Here is a 20,110-nt window from a genome sequence, read left to right on the forward strand (position 1 = left end):
TAAGGAGCACCGGACCATGACGGAACCGACGAATTACCACGTCACCAACCCAGCGACAGGTGAGCTCTTGGAGACCTTCCCTGCTGCTGCCGATGTTGAGGTGGAAGCAGCCCTGACCAACGCCACAGTGGCTTTCGCCACCTGGAAGGCGACACCCTTGGAGGCCAGGGCAGAAACGGCCTTGCGAGTATCGGAGCTCTTCACCGATCGAGCCGATGAGCTCGCTCGGACAATCAGTCGTGAAATGGGGAAGTCCCTGACGGAGTCCGAGGAGGAGGTTGAGTTCGCGTCGGCCATCTTCGCTTACTATGCGAAAAACGCAGCCGAGTTCACCGCCAATCGGGAGATCGAAAGCTATTCGGGCGGCAAAGCTGTCATAGAGCACCTGCCTATGGGGCCCCTATTGGGAATCATGCCCTGGAATTTCCCCTACTATCAAGTTGCGCGTTTTGTCGCCCCGAACCTGATCATGGGCAACACCATAATCCTCAAACACGCCGAATCTTGCCCTCGCTCAGCGCTCGCGATTGAGCAGCTCCTGCAGGACGCAGGTGTGCCGAAGGGTGTATATACAAATGTCTTTGCCTCACACGATCAAGTCGCGCGGATGATCGCTGATCAGCGACTTCGCGGAGTCTCGCTCACTGGCTCAGAGCGAGCTGGGGCTGCCGTGGCCGAACTCGCCGGTGCGCACCTGAAGAAAGTCGTGTTGGAGCTGGGGGGATCCGACCCCTACATTGTGTTGGATGCTGATGATGTGGCTGCCGCTGTCGACACCGCGTGGAAGACGAGACTCTACAACATGGGGCAGGCCTGCAACTCCAATAAGCGGATCATCGTTAGTGAAGAAATTTACGACGAGTTCGTCGACCGCATGGCCGCCCGAGCTCAAGCGCTCCAGCCTGGAGATCCAATGGAGCCGACCCTCGGCACGTATTCACCAATGTCCTCCATGGTTGCGGTAGGACTGCTCAAGGAACAGGTCGACGACGCTGTGAGCAAAGGGGCGAAGCTGCATGCTGGTGGCGAGATCCTTGGCGACCGAGGCTTCTACTTCTCTCCGGCCGTGCTCACAGGGGTCACTCCAAGCATGCGAGCTTACAGTGAGGAGCTCTTCGGCCCGGTCGCGGTCGTTTACCGGGTAGATAGTGATGAAGAAGCGGTCCGACTAGCCAACGACAGTCCCTACGGTTTGGGGGGTGCAGTCTTCTCCGCCGACGTGGAACGTGCCTCAGCTGTGGCGCGCCAGCTCGAGGTAGGTATGGCCAACGTAAATACGCCTGCTGCCGAGGGGCCCGAGATTCCGTTCGGAGGAGTCAAGAACTCCGGTTATGGCCGTGAACTGGGCCCGCTCGGAATGGATGAGTTCGTCAGCAAGCGTCTTTTCTACATCGCAGAGTGACAATGGTGTGTGATCGCGAACACTATTAGGGTGGCAGGTGACCGAAAGGAATCTGTCATGCCAGAATCTGCATCATATGTGCTGGAATCGGCCAATGAGTCCCTGCGGCCCGACACACTGACCGTCGAGGGCCCGGCGAATGAGGAAGTGTTGATCGAAGTGGCCGCCTGCGGGGTCTGCCACACAGATCTCCACGTCATGAAAGATGAAGTCGCCTTCCCGAAGCCTGCCGTATTGGGGCACGAAGTCTCCGGCATAGTCCGCGAGGTGGGCGCAGGTGTCACTCACGTGGCCCCTGGTGACCGCGTCGCATGCAGCTTCATTATGCCCTGCGGCCGGTGTAGGCACTGCGAGAAGGGACTGGAGGATCTCTGCGAAAACTTCTTCAACTTTAACCGGCTGGCCGGTCAGCTCTACGACGGCACTACCCGGCTGACCCGCGAGGGAGAGGGTATCGCGATGTACTCCATGGCAGGCCATGCAGAATACTGCGTGGTGCCCTCGCGGGCGGTCTTTGCGCTGCCTGAGAACGTGGATCTTCTCGACGCGGCGGTGCTGGGATGCAGTCTCTTTACCGGTTTCGGAGCCGTGCGCACGGTGGCCGATGTCAAGCCAGGCGAGACGGTGGCAGTCATCGCGGCCGGGGGAGTGGGTCTAAGCATCATTCACCTGGCACGAGCTGCCGGTGCTGAGCGGGTCATTGCTGTCGACATCGACGATGAGAAGTTGGCGTTGGCCCGCGAACTCGGGGCCACTGATGTTATTAACTCAGCCGAGACTGAACCGGTCGAAGCAGTCGTGGGCATGCTCGGACACGGCGTTGATGTTGCTTTTGAAGCCCTGGGCTCGGTGGCGACTGTGCGGCTTGCAGTTGATCTGCTCGACGCCGGTGGACGGGCTGTATTGGCGGGCATCGCTCCGGCGGGTCAGACGATGGATGTCGACATCACGAAGGTGGTGCGCAGGAAGCTGCGTATTCTCGGATCCTTCGGTGCGCCGGCGTCGACCGCCATGCCAGAAGTGATCCGGCTGGCAGCGGAGGGGCGAATCGATCTGAAGAAGCTCATCACCCAACGATTCACCTTCGACCAGACAGCTGAGGCGTATGAGCTGCTAAATGAGCGAAAGATCTTGGGGCGGGGGCTCATTGAGACCAACGCCACACTGGCCTGAGTAGGGGACAGTTCGCCAAGGTCTTTCAATGGTGCGGCATGGCATGGGGGAAGTATGAGAGATCCTGACCGGGCAGCCGCGCGGGGGTACTACCCAGGTTTCTGTCCGGCGAGCTGGGTCTCATGAGCGCGGGCCTGGTGTTCAAGCTTGACCGTCCACACCTCGCCCGGTTCCATGAGTTTGTGCTTGCCCTCGACGTTGATGTCGATCGGTTGAGCTGAGCCTTGAGAGAGGTTCAGGGTGACGTCGTTATGGTTGATGCGGACCAGGATCGGCTGATTGCGGTACCGCATACGGAATGTCACCTCTGGAAGCTCATCCGGCAACAGCGGACGCAGCCACAGGGCGTCTGCGCGGGTCTCCACACCCCCGTAGCAGCGGATGACCATATCGACCGTTCCCGCCATTGCTCCCAGATGAATGCCTTCGCGTGTGGTGCCGCCCTGGGTGTCGGCCAAGTCGGCTTCCAGCGCCTCCCGGAAGAGGTTCCAGGAACCGGCACGGTCGAACCGAGCAGCCACCCAGCCGTGCACCACTCGTGAGAGTGTCGAGCCGTGGGACGACCTAGCCAGGTAGTACTCAATAGTGCGACCGAAGTCAGTCATCGTGAGCTCATACCCCATGTGCCGCAGCGAATTAATAAGTTCGTCTGCGCTGAACAGGTAGCAGAGCATAAGCACGTCAGCTTGTTTGGAGAGCTTGTAACGGTTGGAGGAGTCCCCTTCTGCCTGCAGAATAAGATCCAGCCGGCCGATATTCCCGTACTGGGCCTTGTAGGTCGCCCAATCGAACTCGAGCAGGTCCTCGTAACCCTCGAATTGGCTGATGATGCCGTCCTCATGGAAAGGTACGCGAAGCCGCCGCGAGATATGTTCCCAGCGGACCAGCTCGTCTTCGAAGATGTCGAGCCATTCGCTCAGCGGGTCATCCCGAGAGTCCAATTCTCGCACTAGATGCGCAGTGTGGCGCAGCATCCAGGAGGCCAGCACGTTCGTATAAGCGTTGTTCTTGAGGCCCGATCCGGGCGTCTCCGGGTATCCGTCGTGATACTCGTCTGGGCCCATCACCCCGTCGATGCTGTACCTGTCTTCGGCGGCGTCGTACTCCGTCATGGAGACGAAGAATCGCGAAACCTCCACCAGCAGCTCTGCACCGTAGTCGGAGAGGAAAGTGTAATCCTGAGTCGCTTCAAAGTATTGGAGCACCGAGTAGGCCACGGCGAGTGAAATATGCCGTTGACGGTGGGAGTGGTCCGGCATCCACATCTGAGATCGAGGATTCCACAGCTCGGTGGGAGTCTCCTCCCGACCGTCGGAGCCCGCCTGCCAGGGGAACATCGCACCGGCGTATCCTTCTGCGCGGGCAGCGGCGCGGGCCTCGCCCAGGCGCCGGAACCGGTACATAAGGATCCCCCTGGTGAGTTCCGGGCGGCGCAGAGTGAGCATCGGGTACATAAAGAGCTCGTCCCAGAACAGGTGGCCGCGGTAGCCTTCCCCGGAAAGTCCGCGCGCAGGCAGGGAGGCGTCCAGGTCACGGCGAGCGCCGAATGCGGTCTGCAGCATGTGGAAGGTGTGCAGGTTCAGCGCCAGCTGCTGGCGGGAGTGACCGGGACCGATGGAGACCGCAAACCGATGCCACAGTGTTCCCCACATCTCTTCGTGGTAGGTCAGCATCTGCCGGAAGCTGGTGGCGCGCTGGACTCGCTTGACGGCGTTGTGCCACACGGTGGAGACAGCGTGATCGTGCGAACTCGACGCAGCTCCAATTTTCTCGAGGACTACAGGCTCGCCTTCCGTCAGGCTCAGTGAGATGTCATGTCCGGCCACCAGGTCCGACTCCATCACCGGCCGGCGCACCGGTGCCGTGTTGAGTCTCACTGACGTGCGGGTCGCCACCGCGATCTGGACCCGTGACTGATTGGTCTCGGTCTCCAGCAGGACGGTCTCACCGTCCATTTCCCGGGAGTTCACCGGACGCAGATGGTTGCCCGCCAGCTCGCGGTCAGCGGCCACATTGCGGTTGGCCACTCGTCCTTCGATCATGGACCGCACGTTAACGTTGCCTGACCAGTTCTCGGCCTCGATCTTGATTTCCATCGCTGCCAGGTGAACCCCGGCGAGGGTCTGAAACTGGCGGAAGGTGACCTTTGTCCGCCGTCCGTGCAAGTCTTCATAACGTGCCACACGAGTGAGCAGACCGCGGCGCATGTCAAGGTCTTGGCAGTAGTCGAGCAGTTCCGGGGAGCCGGGCAGCAGAGGATTACCGGCTTCTGGGGTGATCTGCACAAAGGTCCAGTCGGGGATGTTGACCATATGCTCGGTCTCCACCGTCTTGCCCATGATGTCGGTCTTCAGGCGGTTGAAAACCCCGGCAATATAGTTCCCGGGGTAATGGGTGGCATCGGCGCTAGTACCGGGGTACGACGCCCGAGTTCCCCAGTAACCATTGGCCATGTGGCACAGAACCTCCCGAGTGGGTTCCTCCCGGGGCTCGAAGCTGTCATAGGTGAGCACCCAATTGGGGTCAAAGGGCTTGGTGGTGCGGGTGTGCAATCTGGCCACAGAGAGGTCCGTGACCACAATGTCCGCCCCGCCATCCTTCAGGCGCCGGGGGTCACCTCCCCGGTTGAGTCCCACTACCATGCCGAAGTTTCCTGCGCGACCAGCCTGGACGCCGGAGACAGCATCCTCAACCACTATTGCGTCCTCAGGCTCTACCTTCAGCTGCGCAGAGGCATACAGGAACATGTGCGGGTTAGGCTTCCCAGGGAGTTTCAGCTCCAAGGCGTCGGTGCCGTCTACTATGGTGTCGAAAATGTCCTGCAGACCGGCACGCCGCAGCACTTCCCGGCCGTTGCGTGAGGATGTGACAAGTGCGGTGGGGATGCCGTCTGCTCTGAGTCGGCGAATCAGATCCACTGTGGTCCCGAAGACTTCCACGCCATCCCGGTCCAGAACTGCTTGGAAATAGACTTGTTTGCGAGCGGCAAGTCCGTGGACGCTCAGCACATCGGTGGGATCCCCCGGGGATCCTTCGGGGGCATGGACACCGCGCGCGCTCAGCAGAGTCCGCACCCCTTCCTCTCGAGGGCGCCCGTCCACGTAGTTCAGATAGTCCTCCTGGGTGAATTCCGGCTGCTTTGTGCCGGCGAGTTCAGCCAGGGAGGCGTCAAACAGCTCTTTCCAGGCGGTGAAGTGCACGCCTGCGGTGTCGGTGACCACGCCGTCCATGTCGAAGAGCACGGCGCGGAAGTGTCGCAGCGCGTGACGCTTCGCCTCGGCACTGTGCCGGAAGGGGTTTTCGAACGGGTGCATTGTTACCTCAAGGTCATCGCGGGGTCGAAGACTGCCTCATCGTATTGCACGCGAAACCATACTATGGCGACTCCGCCCTACCACCATAGAGGGTCGAGGATTTCGGGTATGTGTCATGGGGCCGGCAGCGGCCGCTCGGCTCGTGCTGCGTGTCAGCCAGTCTGCTTGCCGGCGGCTGGGGTAAGCAGTTCTGTTTGATCGACATACGGCAACCCGTGGGCGTCGCTAATTGACCGGTGGGTGACGTGTCCTTTCAACGTGTTAAGGCCCCGGGCGAGGTCGGCATTCGCTGCCAGTGCGCCCGAGACTCCGCGTTCGGCCAGCAACGTCACATAGGGCAGAGTGACGTTGGTCAAAGCGTAGGTCGATGTGCTTGGAACTGCTCCGGGCATGTTGCTTACGCAGTAGAACAGCGCCTCGTGGACCGGGAAGGTGGGGTTGTCGTGAGTTGTGGGGCGGGAGTTCTCGAAGCAGCCACCCTGATCCACCGCAATGTCGACCAATACACTGCCGGGCCGCATGTCCTGGACCATGGCGTCGGTGACCAGTTTCGGTGCCTTGGCTCCCGGGATCAGTACAGAACCGATCACTAAGTCGGAGTCCACCACGGCACGCTCCACCTCCAGGGCGTTGGAAGTGATGGTCTTCAGGCGGCCCGCGTACTGTGCATCAAGCTGGCGCAGCCGGTCGACGTTGATGTCCAATATCGAGACTTCGGCGCCCAGACCTACGGCCATGGCCGCAGCGTTCGTACCCGCTATTCCGGCGCCCAGCACGGTGACCTTGGCCGGCGGGACACCGGGGACTCCACCCAGCAGAACACCCCGCCCTCCGGCCGGTGCTGTCAGAGCATGGGCACCTGCCTGAACTGATAGACGGCCTGCAACCTCACTCATCGGCGCCAGCAGTGGTAGCCGGCGATCAGGAGTCTGAACCGTCTCATAAGCGATTCCCGTAGTCCCCGCGTCAATCAGCGCGCGAGTGAGACTCTCTTCGGCAGCCAGATGGAGGTAGGTGAAGAGGATCAGCCCTTCCCGCAGCCGGTGGTACTCGGACTGCACAGGCTCTTTGACCTTCAGGACCATGTCGGCGCGTGCCCAGAGGTCATCGGCGTCAGAGATGATCGTCGCCCCGGCGGAGCGGTACTCGTCATTGGTGATCGCAGACCCCACCCCGGCCCCGTCCTCCACGAGTACCTCATGGCCTCGCCTACTCAGCTCATGGACGCCGGAGACGGTGAGGGCAACGCGATGCTCGTAACTCTTTACTTCCCGGGGTACGGAAATGATCATGCTCTGCCTTCCGAAGAAACAACGAATAATTATCTCAATTATCGTCGATATACCAGAAAAATGCGATAGAATCGAAGAAAATTCGACTGATCACCGATAAATGACAAGAGTATGGAATCTATGCCACCGAAACGCACCCGCGCGCCGAAGAAACTGCAGCAAGAACATGAGCTGGATCACATCGACCGGCGGCTGCTCGAGCTGCTGCGGAACGATGCCCGTATGACGAACCAGGCACTCAGTGAGAACCTGGGCGTGGCCCCCTCCACATGCCTGGCCCGCGTCAAGGCGCTTCAGCAGGCGGGCGTGATCAGACGATTCACCGTTGAAGTGGACCCCAGAGCGCTGGGGAGGGGTATTGAGGCTCTGATCAGCGTGCGGCTGCGCCCGGGGGCACGCCAGCAGATGGCCGCTTTCGGGGAGACGTTGAAGAATGTACCTGAGGTCACTCAGTATTTCTTTGTCGGCGGAATGGACGACTTCCTCATCCATGTCACCGCCCGAGACACAGATCACATCAGGCAGTTTGTGCTGGAGCACCTGTCAGCTGATCCAGTAGTGGCCACGACCCACACCAGCCTGGTGTTCGAGCATGTATCAGGCTTGGCCTCTCTCTGAGGTACCAGTGCTACCGTCGACTCATGCCGCGCCGGTCAAGCATCGAACTCACCTTTCGCGAAGTTACTGGCACCTCGCGGGACTCCACCGTGCCTGCCGGTGTGGTGGTGGACTGGATTGATAAGACCGCCTATGCCTGCGCCGCAAGTTGGTCCCGCTCTCAGTGCGTGACCTCCTACGTGGGAAACATGCACTTCATGGTGCCCGTGCCGCGTGACACCCCGGTTACGGTGCAGGCACGTGTGGTTCACACCGGTCGTGCCAGTGTCCACATCCAGACTCGTGTGCTGATCAAGACAGCATCCGGTGGGTGGCAGACATGCACTGAGTGCTTCATGATCTACGTCACGATCGGCCCGGACGGTGAGGTCGAACCGGTCACCCCTTTTGAGCCGACCAGTGAGCTGGAATCCCGGCGAGATGTCGACGCAGCCCGCCGGATGGTGTACCGCCGGCGAGTCGAGGAGACGATCCAGTCGTTGCCTAAGACCTTCAGCTCATCCGAGGCACTCACACTCCGGTTTCTGGTCAGCACCGAAGAACGCTATCCGGACGGTAAAGTCCGCGGCGGTGTCGTGATGAAGTGGATAGATCAGGCGGCTGAAATTTGCGCTGAAAGATACTGCAACTATGACGTAGTCACGGTGCTGTCCGGCGGGGTGCGGTTCTACCGCCCCATCACCATTGGAGATCTCGTGGAGGTGGATGCGCGCCTGGTGCTCACCGGCTCTAAATCAATGCATGTGTTGGTGCGCGTTCGCGCCGGCGACCGATGGGACCGGAACCCGGAAGATGTGGCCTACGGGCTGCCTGTGATGGTGGCCCCCGATGGCACCGGCTCCGCCCGGCGCATCGTGCGGTGGGAGCCGATCAGGGAGGAGGACCATGAGGTGGCGGAGAAGGCTCGTCGGATCCGCGATCTCCGCAATGCCACTCTTCTGACTCCCTCCCCCTATTCTGGTCCCAACGAGGGAGCGGTGGATCCGGCTGCCCTCACCGAGCCTCCTCCTCGGTGACGACACGGGATTCGGGGGCCGTTGCCTCATCCCTGAGGCGGATATCTAACTGCGCGGGAATTCATTAGGCTTAAACCAATGAGTCAGCAGCCGCCACCAGTGCCGAATCCATACGGACCAGCTCCTGTCGCCCAGGGTGCCCGGCCTGGCCCCCCACCAGGGTGGAAGCCAGGGATGTCCCCTTATGCAGCTGGTCCTCCACCGGGCTGGCGGTCGCCACCACGCACACCGCAGAAGGACGCTGACCCCGGATCGTTCACCTGGTGGGATCTGGGAGCCACGCTTTTCTACGTGGTGGGTTTTCTCACCGGTCTGGTGGGACTGGTGGCACTGCTGCCCCCCATCAACGAGTTGATCACCGGTGATGAGGTACAAGCTCAGCAAGGGACTTTCCTGATCAACGCCGTGGGCTATGGAGTGCTGGCGGTGATCGCCCTGGTGCTCTCCGGTGCAGCTTTGTGGCGTTCGATCAAGGCTTTCAGCTATCTGTGGTGGCTGAAGCTGCTCCTGGTCCCAGTAGCTTGGTTCGCCTCCATCTTTTTCAACCTGGTGATCATCGTGTTGCTCCTCGGGTCAGAGGGCGAGACCTCAGAGAATCAGGCGGCCATTGAAGCCATGCTTCAGGCGGTTCCTCTGTTGGCCGCCGTAGCGGTCATCGGCATCCTGGGTCCCTTTGTGGAGGAGTATTTCTTCCGGCACCTGCTGATCGGCAAACTCTCCAAGTACATCAATGTGTGGGTCTGCGGAGCGATCTCAGTGGTCGCCTTCCCGCTAATCCACTTCATCCCGGCGCTCATAGGGCTGACCGATGACCTCACGTTCGTCTCGATCGTCCCGTACCTGACGATGGGCATCATCATCACAGTGGGCTACATCGTCACCGGTCGGAATCTGTTCTACGCGTGGCTATTGCACGCCTTCAACAACATAATGTCACTGCTGCTCAGCTACTTTCTGGTGCCGTGGCTCGGGGACCATGCGGGTGACCTTCAGGGCGCCCTCTGGCTAACTAGCTTCATAGGGTGACACAGGGAGCGGGCGTCAACTCTGCGCGGGCTGGGGACTCGCGCACGCTGCCTCGTCAGATTCTGACCCTGGCGGTGCCGGCACTCGGGGCGCTGGTCGCTGAGCCGCTTTTTCTGATGGCCGATACGGCGATCATCGGATGGCTGGGAACCGTCGAGTTGGCCGGCGCTGCTCTGGGTGTGACGGTGATGCACACCGTGGTTGGCCTGATGATCTTCTTGGCGTACTCCACCACACCCGCGGTGGCGCGGTTCGTCGGCGCGGGTAAGACCACCAGGGCGCTCGCGGCGGGCCGCGATGGGCTATGGCTGGCCCTCACGTTGGGAGTCGTGCTGGCTCTTGCCGGTCTGGCCGCGGGAGAAGCGGTCCTGGAAATGATGGGCAGCGCTGGGGAGATCCACCCTCATGCGTTGGAGTATCTGCTCTGGTCGTTGCCGGGGCTGCCGGCTATGCTGCTGGTCTTTGCCGGCGTCGGTGCCCTTCGAGGTTTCCAGGACACCAAGACTCCCTTGGTAGTCGCCGGGTTCGGATTCGGTGCCAACGCTTTGCTGAACCTCATCTTGGTTCATCCTGTGGGACTCGGTGTGGCAGGCGCCGCGATTGGCACATCGATCTCCCAATGGGGCATGGCCGCGGCATACCTCCTCATTCTCTTGCCACGCATGCGAAGGGCGGGGGTGCCGCTGGGCCTCGATCCGCTGGCCCTGCGGTCTGCCGCTCAGGTGGGCGGTTGGATGTTCCTGCGCACCCTTACCTTACGAGCAGCCTTGGTAGCCACCGTAGTGGTCGCCACCGACATGGGACCGGAAACTCTGGCTGCCCACCAGGTGGCCTTCACGTTCTTCTCCACACTGGCATTCGTCCTTGACGCGCTCGCCATTGCCGCCCAAGCGCTCATCGGGCGTGAGCTGGGGGCCAGTCGGCGCGACTCCGCCCGTCGGATGACTCGACTTATGGTCTTTTGGGGTATTGGATTCGGCGCCGTGGTGGGGGCACTTACGGCACTGGCAGCTCCGTGGATCCCCAAGCTCTTCACTCCTGATGATCAGGTGGCCCACATGATCACCGTGGCATTGTTCGTGCTTGCAGCGGCTCAACCAATAGCGGGTTACGTATTCGTTCTGGACGGTGTCCTCATGGGTGCCGGTGATGTGCGTTACTTGGCGCTGGCCGGGGTGGTTAACCTTGGCGTGTACCTTCCTGTCCTGTGGTGGGTCTCGGATTCGGTGCGAGCAGGTGAGTCCAATGTCGACGGGGAGCCGATCCTCTGGCTCTGGCTCGCTTTCGGTGTGCTGTTCCTGGGTGCGCGGGCGCTGACTCTCGGGCTCCGAGCTGCTACTGACCGGTGGATAGTCCTCGGTGAGACCCGGTGAAGTAAACTTGCGGCCGTGCCATTGACCCGCATCGATCCCCGAACCGCCGCTGTCCTCGTCCGTCCCGCGTGGATGCGGGCGGTGGTGACCGCCGTCTTCGCCGCATTCACCATTTTCTGGACTGCGGATACCATGACCGTAGCCCGGATAGCCCTCGCTGCATTTTTCATTCTGTGCGCCACCGCGGTCTGGGACTACGTCAAGACCGACGAGGTGCCCCCAGCTCTTACCGGTGCGGCAGCGCTCGGTGCGTCGTCCTGGGTCTTCGCAGGCATCGCCGCACTGTTCGCGCCCTCGGCCGCGGCCTTGGCGATTATTGCCGGCATTGGATTCCTTCTCATGGGGATCTGCGAACTCTACGGCGGGCTGAAGGTGCGCGCAGCGTTCGTGCCCTCGCGTGATCACGTCATACTGGGCGTCGTCGGGGCCCTGACCGGTGTGGGACTCTTCTTCGGGGCAGGGTTGGACCCGCACGGCATCCTAGGAATATCAGGCACGGGAGTGATTATTATGGCTGTCCTGCTGCTCATCGCAGCTGCGGGTCTGACCCATGAAGCTCGCAAAGCAGAGTAAAGATGCGTGGTGACTTCTACTCAGCGTAGAATTGCCATGACGCCAGACCCAATCCGCGCAAAGGAAACCCACCCACGTGTCAGAAGACGCCAAGGAGCGCCGCTCCCTTATGGAGACTGTGAAAGCTCCGCTGATCTTCTCGTTTGCGCTGGCAGCGGTGGCAGGGTTTGTGTCGCTTATCGTCTCCTCGGGAGGCTCTGACAATCCTCGCGTGGAGCACGACTCGGCGGGTCTGGACAACCCGATCAATCTCTCGCTGCTGGCTTTCGGCATTGTTTTCATTGTGAGCCTGCTGCTGGTCTCTATGCTGCAACTGGCCTCCCGCGAGAACCCTGAGGAGCTCTCCCAGGGTGGGGGAGTGAATCGCAACTCCGAGGAGCTCTACCGTCAGCAGGTAGCCGAGCGGCGGGAGAAGGCGCGCCGACGCGAGGCTGAGGAAGCCGCCCAGAAGCGCAGTGGCGCCGCAGGAGATGACCCGCCCTACGGACGGCGATCCGAGCACTGATCTCCGCAGATCAGGTGGTCTTCGCACCAGCGGTCGCCCGGCAGATGTCTACGTAGATCTCGGCCAGTTCCTCGGGCGTGTTCTCGCCGCCCAGCCGGAACCATCGCGAAACCCCCAAGCAGGCTGCTGTGATGGCGCGTGCCGTATGCCGGGGGTGAGCCGTGGTGAAAACGCCCTGTTTGCAGCCCTCCTCCACTAAGCGGTTCAGTAGACCCTGCTGTTCGTTACGCGCGGTGACGTGACGGCGTCGAGCGTCTCCCTGGAGACTGCGAATTTCGCTGAGCGTCACGAAAGCGATCGCCGAGAATCTGGCATGAAAGAGCACCAGCACGCGGATCAGGGAGTCGAACCGCTCGAGAACCGGCGTCCCCGGCCTGGTCACTGCTGTCTTTGAGGCCCCAAGCAGTGTGTCCATGGCCACCTCGCACAGCGAATCCAGAATCTGGTGCTTCGAAGTGTAGTAATGGTACAACCCTGGCACAGAAAGGCCCGCCGTGCTGGCGATCTGTCGGATGGAGGTCCCGTGAAAGCCGTTGGCCGCAAAGCAGTCCAGGGCGGCTTGTCGTACCTTCCCTAAAGGCATCGACTCCGGCAGCTGGGTCACTTTTTGTCACCTTTCCGTGTCATGTTCTCTGGCCAGATCTTATCGCTAGGCGCTCTTGACCAGGGCTCGAATCTCTCCCCATTTGCTTTGCGCATGTGATGTGGATTACGTTCGTACGACAGAGCGATTGATCGGTCGGTCGGAAGAGCGCAGGCTTCCCACTGCCTACAACCGCCCATACAGCCAGTTCTGATCTTCAACCAAGGATCGTGGAGGTAAAAGTGGTCCAGACCACCAAGACCCACGGGTGGCACCGTCTCTATCCCAGCCATGTACCCGCCGAATTGGGGCGACTCCCCCACACCCTTGGCAGTGCCTGGAGGAACCGTGTAAGCGCCGAACCCCACAGCCCAGCCCTTACCTATTTCGACCAGACATTGAGTGCCCACGATGTCGATACTCTCAGCGACGCGCTGGCGGCAGAACTGCAGAGCCGCAGTGTGCGCACCGGCGACAGCGTCGGCATCCGCCTGCAGAACACCCCCCAGTTCGCACTGAGCCTGCTGGCACTGTGGAAAATCGGTGGCGTTGCACTTGTACTCAACCCTATGTACCAAGACAGAGAGTTGGAACATATCCTCGATGATGCGCAACCCGTGGGACTGATCGTCGCTGAGCAAGACCCAGCCGTGGGTGAATTCGCCGGGGGCTGGGTTATCACAGTGGATGAGCGCGACTTTCAATCCCGCAACGACACCCGAGTATTCGGAGACGCCGCCGCGGGAAAGCCCCCGGCGACTGCAGACCGACACAGCAGCGATTTCCTTCGTTTGGTCACGGATCGGCACACCGAGCGCCCTGTTGAGGTCACAACGCGCGCCTATTCGCCAGCACTGCTGACCTACACCTCTGGAACGACTGGGCCCGCCAAAGGGGCGGTCGGCACTCATCACAACCTCCTCGCCGTGGCTGCAGGGAACGCGTACTGGTGCAATCTTCAACCAGGAGAGAAGGTCTTGGCTGTCGCACCCATGTTCCATATCACCGGCGCCGTAGCCACCACAGTGACCGCACTCACCAATCCCGTCGAATATGTCCTCATTAACCGGCTGCAGGCTGACGTGATGCGTGATGCGATCATCGAGCACAGAATTCAGCACATCTTGGGCTCAATCACCGTCTACAACGCTCTGCTGGATCTTCCCGCCAACGGAGGTGACGAGTTGCCTAGCCTTAAGAGCGTTTACTCCGGCGGCGCACCTGTGCCGCCGGCCACGGTAGACAGGTTTCGCCGCAGATACGGACATTACATACACAACATCTACGGAATGACGGAAACCGCCTCCGCGGTGATCGCTGTCCCGCTGGGGGTTGAGGCCCCGATTCACGGGCCCTCCGGCACGTTGTCCATCGGCGTTCCCCTTCCTGGAGTCGATGCGCGTGTCACAGACATGGACGGGCGTGTTGTCCCGGTCGGTCAGCAGGGGGAGTTGGAACTGGCCGGTCCCCAAGTCAGCCAGGGCTACCTCAACAATCGGGAAGCCACGGATCACGCGATCGTTGAAGGGTGGCTGCGCACCGGTGACGTGGCAATCATGGACGAAGAAGGCTGGATCTATCTGGTCGACAGGAAGAAGGACCAGATCAACGTCTCCGGTTACAAAGTCTGGCCTCGCGAAGTCGAAGACATCCTATACGAGCACCCAGCGGTCCGTGAGGCCGCCGTCATCGGGGAACCGGACCCCTACAGCGGTGAGCGAGTCGCCGCTTTCGTCTCTCTTCAACACCAAGCGTTAGCTGAACCTGAGGAACTGAGACAGCACATGCACGGCAAGCTTGCAACTTATAAGTGTCCCAAGAACATCACCGTGATCGACGAGCTCCCCAAGACTGCGACCGGTAAGATCCAGCGCCGCAAACTTCGACACAAGGACGCGTGAACCTATGACAGAGCAGACTATTCAGACACACCTCGTTGGCCAGACGGCCTTGGTAACCGGAGCAAGTCGCGGAATCGGCCTAAGCATCGCTCGAATCCTTGCCGCAGCGGGTGCCACGGTGGCGATCACGGCTCGCCGTCAGGAGGGGATCGACGACGCGCTCGCCCAGTTGCCGGAGACAGCTTTCGGGATCGTCGGAAAGGCTGACTCTGCAGAGCACCAGGCGGAAGCGCTGACCAAAGTAGCTGAGCGCACTGGACGCCTTGACATCCTCATCAACAACGCCGGCATCAACCCTGTCTACGGAGCCCTCACAGAACTCGATCTCGACGCTGCCCGAAAGGTTCTGGAGGTCAATGTTCTAGCCGGACTCGGTTGGGTCCAACAGGCTCTGGCACGTCCGGATCTCGGATTCGCGCGTCACGGTGGCCGGGTCGTCTTCCTCTCTTCCGTCACCGCCGACATTCCGTCCGAGGGCATCGGCATCTACGGGATAAGCAAAGCCGCTCTATCTCACATGACCCGCACTCTTGCCGTGGAGCTGGGTCCAGGCATTCGCGTCAACGCTGTGGCTCCGGCAGTGGTCAAAACGGACTTCGCCCGCGCCCTCTACGAAGGCAGAGAGGATCAGGTGGCCGCGGACTATCCGCTCAAGCGGCTGGGGGTGCCCGAAGATGTCGGGGCAGCCGTTGAGTTTCTCGTTACCGAAAAGTCCAGCTGGATCACCGGTCAGGTACTCACTCTGGACGGTGGCCTGACCATTGCAGGAGGCACCGCATGACCACCCCGACCGAACACTGGACCCGAGAGCAGCTGGCAGATATCCGGACGCGAGTTGAGAGGTTCATCGACGACATCGTAATCCCGCAGGAACCAGCTCCAGGGCAGACACTAGACCTCGCTACCCGTGACCAGCTGCGCGTTGCGGCGCAGGAGGCCGGGATATTCGCCCCCCATGTGCCCCAACGTTGGGGCGGTTTGGGCCTTCCAATCTCACACTGGCCCGAGATCTTTGAAGCCGTTGGACGTTCCCCTATCGGTCCCGTTGTGCTCAACTGCATGGCCCCTGATGAGGGCAATATGCACATGCTCAGTGAGATCGCCACTGAGGAGCAGAAGCGCAAGTACTTGAGTCCACTGGCCAGCGGCGAGACCAGCTCCTGCTTCGGGATGACGGAGCCGCACCCCGGTGCTGGCTCCGACCCATCCCAGCTGCAGACCTTAGCCCGGCGCGAGGCAGGCCAGTGGGTCATCCATGGGGAGAAGCGCTACAGCTCCGGAGCCAATCATGCAGGATTCATGATCGTCATGGCCAAGACTGAGCCCCACGACGACCCCGCCTCGGCCGGAGCCACCATGTTCATAGTTTCCATGGACGCACCGGGAGTCTCAGTTCCACGTCAGATTGACACCATTGACCGCACCATCGGTGGGGGCCACCCCCACGTGGTTCTGGATGAGGTCCGGGTGGAGGAGGACGATGTCCTCGGTGAGCCGCACCAGGGCTTCCGTTACGCGCAGGTGCGTCTGGGGCCGGCCCGACTGACTCACTGCATGCGCTGGCTGGGCCTGGCCACCCGCGCACAGGAGATCGCCCTCCAACGTGCCAATGAGCGTGAGATCTTCGATGCGAAGCTCTCCGAGCAGGGCATTGCCCAGGTGATGATCGCCGACAGTGAGATCGACATTGAGACATCACGATCAATCATTGCGCGAACCGCACGGCTGCTTGAGGACGACCCAAGAGCGGGTTCCCGGCTCTCCTCCATCGCCAAGGTGCACTGCTCTGAGGCGGTGCACAGAATCATCGACCGCGCGGTCCAGCTGTGCGGAGGCGACGGAGTTTCCATGGACCTGCCGCTGGCTCAGTATCTCAACGAGGTCAGACCCTTCCGGATCTACGACGGTTCCTCCGAAACCCACCGATGGGCCATAGCCCGTAGGGCTGCGCACCGGCAGCGGCAGAACGCAATGCATGCGGTGGGGACTGACCAATGAGCGCAGAGATAGCCCGCAACCGGGTGGAGGCACAGCAGCTACCAATGCCGCCGTTGCTGGTGCTCGACACGGTGCAGGAATTCCTCGATGCCCACGGGCTAGGTACCGGCCCACTGGAAATCTCCCGGATCGGGGAAGGCCAGTCGAACGTCACTTTCCGCATCCGCCGAGACAAGGCTGATCTCGTGCTACGGCGTGGCCCGAGACCGCCGCTACCCCGGTCGACTCACGACATGCTACGCGAAGCACGTGTCCAACAGGCGCTCGCCGGGCACCCGGTTCCGGTTCCAAAGATCCGTGCCGTTTGTGAGGACGAGAATCTGTTGGGGGTGCCCTTCTACGTCATGGACTACATGGATGGAGACGTGCTCACGGGTCGCCTCCCCGACGAATATGACAACAAGACCACCCGACGAAAACTCTCCGCCGCAATGGTGGAGACCCTTCAGCAGCTCCACGATGTAGACGTCGCTGAGCCTCACATCGCATCACTAGGCAGACCTGAGGGCTACCTAAGAAGACAAGTGGAGAGGTTTGCTCAGCTCTGGCCGATGAACACTCGGCGTGACATCCCCCTCGTCGACGAGCTCTCCGCATGGTTGAGGGGCAACCTCCCCGAGACGCAACGGCACGCGGTCATCCATGGAGACTTCCGCATGGGCAACCTGATGTATACCGCCTCAACCCGAGGGACCGCTCAGACTCCGCGCGTCGAAGCCGTTCTAGATTGGGAGATGGCCACCCTGGGCGACCCGCTGGCCGACCTCGGCTACTTGACCGCCACCTACGCCACGGCCGGTGAGGCGGGGACAGTGCTGGAGCTCACCTCAGTGACCCGAAAAGAAGGTTTTCACACGCGCGAGGAACTGGTCGAAGCGTACTCACGCGGCTCATCGCTTAACCTCGAGATGCTCCCGTGGTACCAGACGATGGCCCTTTGGAAGGCCGCTATCTTCTGTGAAGCCATGTACACCCGGTATCTCAACGGAGAAAGGCCCGGGGATACCTTCGCCGAAGGTCTCAAGCATGGCGTGCCGGAGCTGTTGGACCAGGCGCTCCAGTACTCGAAGCAACTCCGGTCAACGAACCCCGCTAGCCGTTAAGAACCACTTCACAAGACTCATGAGCATTCAAAGGAGAGACTCTGATGGCCCAGACACAGACGGCCGCGCCTGTTCGACGAGAACAGCGAGCCCAACGAAAGTCGCTCGGAGCCAGCACGGCTGGACAGGTGCTGGAATGGTACGAGTGGAGCGCATACGCTGTCTTCGCTCCCTTCATCGCGCAGGTGATGTTCAACCCGGCGAACCCAGTCTCCGCACTACTTTCAACGCTGGCCGTCTTTGCGGTCGGTTTCCTCGTCCGGCCCCTGGGTGGAGTGGTTTTCGGCCACATCGCAGATCGCAAGGGGCGCAAATTCGTCCTGATCACCACAATGATGACGATGGCGGTAGCTTCCGTTGCGATCGGGCTGCTGCCTACATACAGCTCTGTGGGCATCTGGGCCTCCGTCCTGCTGCTGCTTCTGCGCATCGTCCAAGGTTTCGCTCACGGCGGTGAGTCCGCGGCCGCCAACAGCTACGTTGCTGAGATCGCACCCCGGCACCGCCGCGGACAATGGGGATCCGTCGTCTTCATCGCGATCTTCGGCGGGTCCGTTCTCGCCTACACAGTGGGCGGAACTATCACCTTCAACGCCGAAGAGTCCTTTGTCCTGGAGTGGGGTTGGCGCATCCCTTTCTGGCTCGGTGCGATCCTCGCCGTCGTCGCTCTCTACATGAGAATGGGCATGGCAGAGTCTGCAACTTTTGAAGAGCTCACCGAAGAAAAGATCAGCCCAGACGACATCATCGACGAGTCCGTCGAGACAGGCGACCCTCGGGTTGTTGAAGCAGTCCGGCCAAAGAGCCCGCTGATCGCCATTCTTGTGATTATCGCCATGGTCTCCGGCGTAACCTCCGCGCATTACACCTGGACGTCCTATGTCTCGACATATGCGATCGTTGAACAGGGTATGGATGCCAACAGCGCCTATTGGGTGACCGTCGCCGCGCAGGTCGTGGCTCTCGCAGCTTTGCCGCTGTGGGGAATGCTCTCCGACAGGATCGGTCGCAAACCTGTGCTCTACACATTCGGTGTCGGCATGGCGCTGATGCAGTTTCCGCTTATGGGGCTGATCTCGGATCGGCCGTGGACACTGCTGGTTGCGTCTATGATCGCGCTTCTGATCGTAGGTGCCGCAGGTGCGCTGCTGGCCTGCGTGATGTCGGAAGTCTTCCCCACCGCCCAGCGCACCAGGAACATCGGGCTCGCCTACTCACTGTCGGTCGCGGTCTTCGGTGGCTTCGCGCCGTACCTAAACCAACTGTTCAATAGCTGGGACATGAACTGGATGTCGAATGGGTACGTGGTGCTGCTGTGTCTTGTCACACTTGTCGCGGTGAAGATTCTCCCGGAGACAAAGGGCATCGACCTCAACGCTGTCCGCTGACACGAAGCAAACCCCGGTGACGTCCTGCTTGTTTCGCGGGAAGTCCCCGGGGTTACCTACGATGATGAGAACCTCAGACTTTCTTGGTCTCCTTGGAGCTGGCTTGACGTTTCTGCATGAGCTCCTCGCGCATGCGATCCCGGAACTCCTTAGCGGCAATCGCGGTGGCCGAGGTCGGGCGATTCAGCTGCTCGGCCTTCTCCCGGGCTGACGGTTTCGCCAGTCGCGGACGAACCTGACCGGAAACCTGTTCGTCGTCCTTCCTCGCCGCCTGCCGCGCACGATAGGCACGTACATGGGCACGGTTGGCGCAGTTTCCGAAGTCACAAAACAACTTGGATCGGTTGCGGGTCAGGTCGACGATCGCCGCCTCACAGTCATCCCCCCGGCAAATGCGAAGTCGTCCGGTCTCGTCACGCGTGACGAGAAAGGCCAGAGCAGCTGCCACAGGAGCCGTCATGACGTCGCTGGTCTGACTTGAGACGGGGATGGGGCGCTCACGGAAGGCGGAACCCTCATGCGGCTCAGCGGCCACCACCTGGATTCCCACGCCCTCGAGCAAGTCGTTGACAATGTCTAACTCCTTAGGCTCTATCGTCGGCGCAGAGGCCCACAAAGCATGCAGCTGGCGACGCAGCGCCCGAACCTTCTCCAATTGCCTGCGGTTGACCGAGGTGGCTGGCCATTCCAGTTCTGGTTCACGTTCACGGAGGTAAGACTCGAGCCCTTCCACCGAGTCAAGAGTTTCGGGTGAGGGTTTCGCGCTATGCAAGCCCTCTGCCGTATTGATCAGATCCGATGCGGCGATCAGGGCGCGATTGATTTCTGGGTTGAACATGCAGTAC

17 protein-coding genes are annotated in these 20,110 nt (G+C 61.0%); 13 read left to right on the plus strand and 4 right to left on the minus strand.

Annotation, left to right across the window (positions count from 1 at the left end):
* Positions 1–16 precede the first annotated feature (16 nt).
* Entirely contained in the window at positions 17–1,402 is a 1,386-nt protein-coding gene (locus tag D3250_RS01090) for an NAD-dependent succinate-semialdehyde dehydrogenase (protein ID WP_119901522.1), read from the plus strand.
* Positions 1,403–1,459: 57 nt separating this feature from the next.
* On the plus strand, positions 1,460–2,575 hold the full coding sequence (locus tag D3250_RS01095) for a zinc-binding dehydrogenase (RefSeq protein WP_119901523.1): 1,116 nt from the start codon (positions 1,460–1,462) through the stop codon (positions 2,573–2,575).
* Between the two features lie 89 nt (positions 2,576–2,664).
* Here D3250_RS01095 and D3250_RS01100 read toward each other — a convergent pair whose 3' ends face one another.
* Together D3250_RS01100 and ald are read right to left on the minus strand one after the other, a co-directional pair.
* Positions 2,665–5,889 carry a beta-phosphoglucomutase family hydrolase gene (locus tag D3250_RS01100; protein ID WP_119901524.1) on the minus strand — a complete coding sequence of 1,075 codons (3,225 nt, stop codon included), beginning with the start codon at positions 5,887–5,889 and terminating at the stop codon, positions 2,665–2,667.
* Between the two features lie 152 nt (positions 5,890–6,041).
* On the minus strand, positions 6,042–7,181 hold the full coding sequence (ald, locus tag D3250_RS01105) for an alanine dehydrogenase (RefSeq protein WP_119901525.1): 1,140 nt from the start codon (positions 7,179–7,181) through the stop codon (positions 6,042–6,044).
* A gap of 120 nt (positions 7,182–7,301) precedes the next feature.
* Here ald and D3250_RS01110 point away from each other — a divergent pair, with 120 nt between their 5' ends.
* The 6 genes from D3250_RS01110 (at position 7,302) to D3250_RS11830 (ending at position 12,292) form a co-directional block, all read left to right on the plus strand.
* Positions 7,302–7,799, plus strand: coding sequence for an Lrp/AsnC family transcriptional regulator (locus D3250_RS01110; RefSeq protein ID WP_119901526.1), 498 nt, complete (start codon positions 7,302–7,304; stop codon positions 7,797–7,799).
* 23 nt (positions 7,800–7,822) lie between these two features.
* Positions 7,823–8,815 carry an acyl-CoA thioesterase gene (locus D3250_RS01115; RefSeq protein WP_119901527.1) on the plus strand — a complete coding sequence of 331 codons (993 nt, stop codon included), beginning with the start codon at positions 7,823–7,825 and terminating at the stop codon, positions 8,813–8,815.
* A gap of 174 nt (positions 8,816–8,989) precedes the next feature.
* Positions 8,990–9,841 carry a CPBP family intramembrane glutamic endopeptidase gene (locus tag D3250_RS01120; protein ID WP_158583030.1) on the plus strand — a complete coding sequence of 284 codons (852 nt, stop codon included), beginning with the start codon at positions 8,990–8,992 and terminating at the stop codon, positions 9,839–9,841.
* Positions 9,838–11,214, plus strand: coding sequence for an MATE family efflux transporter (locus tag D3250_RS01125; protein ID WP_119901529.1), 1,377 nt, complete (start codon positions 9,838–9,840; stop codon positions 11,212–11,214). Before D3250_RS01120 ends, D3250_RS01125 begins: the two co-directional genes overlap by 4 nt.
* A gap of 15 nt (positions 11,215–11,229) precedes the next feature.
* Positions 11,230–11,787: a hypothetical protein gene (locus D3250_RS01130; protein ID WP_119901530.1), complete on the plus strand. Its 558-nt coding sequence runs from the start codon at positions 11,230–11,232 to the stop codon at positions 11,785–11,787.
* Positions 11,788–11,896: 109 nt separating this feature from the next.
* On the plus strand, positions 11,897–12,292 hold the full coding sequence (locus D3250_RS11830) for a hypothetical protein (RefSeq protein WP_192892538.1): 396 nt from the start codon (positions 11,897–11,899) through the stop codon (positions 12,290–12,292).
* A 10-nt stretch (positions 12,293–12,302) separates the two neighbouring features.
* Here D3250_RS11830 and D3250_RS01140 read toward each other — a convergent pair whose 3' ends face one another.
* Positions 12,303–12,896, minus strand: coding sequence for a TetR/AcrR family transcriptional regulator (locus D3250_RS01140; RefSeq protein WP_119901531.1), 594 nt, complete (start codon positions 12,894–12,896; stop codon positions 12,303–12,305).
* A gap of 221 nt (positions 12,897–13,117) precedes the next feature.
* Here D3250_RS01140 and D3250_RS01145 point away from each other — a divergent pair, with 221 nt between their 5' ends.
* From D3250_RS01145 to D3250_RS01165, 5 genes are read left to right on the plus strand one after another with little or no spacing between them, the layout of a single operon-like run.
* Positions 13,118–14,776 (plus strand): class I adenylate-forming enzyme family protein, encoded by a 1,659-nt coding sequence (locus tag D3250_RS01145; protein WP_225973071.1) that lies wholly within the window; start codon positions 13,118–13,120, stop codon positions 14,774–14,776.
* Positions 14,777–14,780: 4 nt separating this feature from the next.
* Positions 14,781–15,557: an SDR family oxidoreductase gene (locus D3250_RS01150; RefSeq protein ID WP_119901532.1), complete on the plus strand. Its 777-nt coding sequence runs from the start codon at positions 14,781–14,783 to the stop codon at positions 15,555–15,557.
* Positions 15,554–16,774 (plus strand): acyl-CoA dehydrogenase family protein, encoded by a 1,221-nt coding sequence (locus D3250_RS01155; RefSeq protein WP_119901533.1) that lies wholly within the window; start codon positions 15,554–15,556, stop codon positions 16,772–16,774. Before D3250_RS01150 ends, D3250_RS01155 begins: the two co-directional genes overlap by 4 nt.
* Positions 16,771–17,877 carry a phosphotransferase family protein gene (locus D3250_RS01160; RefSeq protein WP_119901534.1) on the plus strand — a complete coding sequence of 369 codons (1,107 nt, stop codon included), beginning with the start codon at positions 16,771–16,773 and terminating at the stop codon, positions 17,875–17,877. The genes D3250_RS01155 and D3250_RS01160 overlap by 4 nt, the downstream gene beginning before the upstream one ends.
* A gap of 44 nt (positions 17,878–17,921) precedes the next feature.
* Entirely contained in the window at positions 17,922–19,265 is a 1,344-nt protein-coding gene (locus D3250_RS01165; RefSeq protein WP_119901535.1) for an MFS transporter, read from the plus strand.
* A 73-nt stretch (positions 19,266–19,338) separates the two neighbouring features.
* Here D3250_RS01165 and D3250_RS01170 read toward each other — a convergent pair whose 3' ends face one another.
* Positions 19,339–20,103, minus strand: a complete 765-nt coding sequence (locus tag D3250_RS01170) for a CGNR zinc finger domain-containing protein (RefSeq protein WP_119901536.1) — start codon at positions 20,101–20,103, stop codon at positions 19,339–19,341.
* Positions 20,104–20,110: the final 7 nt, after the last annotated feature.

It is taken from the genome of Nesterenkonia natronophila (genome assembly GCF_003595215.1).
GTDB lineage: Bacteria > Actinomycetota > Actinomycetes > Actinomycetales > Micrococcaceae > Nesterenkonia > Nesterenkonia natronophila.

Bases quoted from the DNA above. Each gene is read 5' to 3' on its own strand.
- D3250_RS01090 (WP_119901522.1), top strand. From the start codon at position 17: ATGACGGAACCGACGAATTACCACGTCACCAACCCAGCGACAGGTGAG.
- D3250_RS01095 (WP_119901523.1), top strand. From the start codon at position 1,460: ATGCCAGAATCTGCATCATATGTGCTGGAATCGGCCAATGAGTCCCTG.
- D3250_RS01100 (WP_119901524.1), bottom strand. From the start codon at position 5,889: ATGCACCCGTTCGAAAACCCCTTCCGGCACAGTGCCGAGGCGAAGCGT.
- ald (WP_119901525.1), bottom strand. From the start codon at position 7,181: ATGATCATTTCCGTACCCCGGGAAGTAAAGAGTTACGAGCATCGCGTT.
- D3250_RS01110 (WP_119901526.1), top strand. From the start codon at position 7,302: ATGCCACCGAAACGCACCCGCGCGCCGAAGAAACTGCAGCAAGAACAT.
- D3250_RS01115 (WP_119901527.1), top strand. From the start codon at position 7,823: ATGCCGCGCCGGTCAAGCATCGAACTCACCTTTCGCGAAGTTACTGGC.
- D3250_RS01120 (WP_158583030.1), top strand. From the start codon at position 8,990: ATGTCCCCTTATGCAGCTGGTCCTCCACCGGGCTGGCGGTCGCCACCA.
- D3250_RS11830 (WP_192892538.1), top strand. From the start codon at position 11,897: ATGGAGACTGTGAAAGCTCCGCTGATCTTCTCGTTTGCGCTGGCAGCG.
- D3250_RS01150 (WP_119901532.1), top strand. From the start codon at position 14,781: ATGACAGAGCAGACTATTCAGACACACCTCGTTGGCCAGACGGCCTTG.
- D3250_RS01155 (WP_119901533.1), top strand. From the start codon at position 15,554: ATGACCACCCCGACCGAACACTGGACCCGAGAGCAGCTGGCAGATATC.
- D3250_RS01160 (WP_119901534.1), top strand. From the start codon at position 16,771: ATGAGCGCAGAGATAGCCCGCAACCGGGTGGAGGCACAGCAGCTACCA.
- D3250_RS01165 (WP_119901535.1), top strand. From the start codon at position 17,922: ATGGCCCAGACACAGACGGCCGCGCCTGTTCGACGAGAACAGCGAGCC.
- D3250_RS01170 (WP_119901536.1), bottom strand. From the start codon at position 20,103: ATGTTCAACCCAGAAATCAATCGCGCCCTGATCGCCGCATCGGATCTG.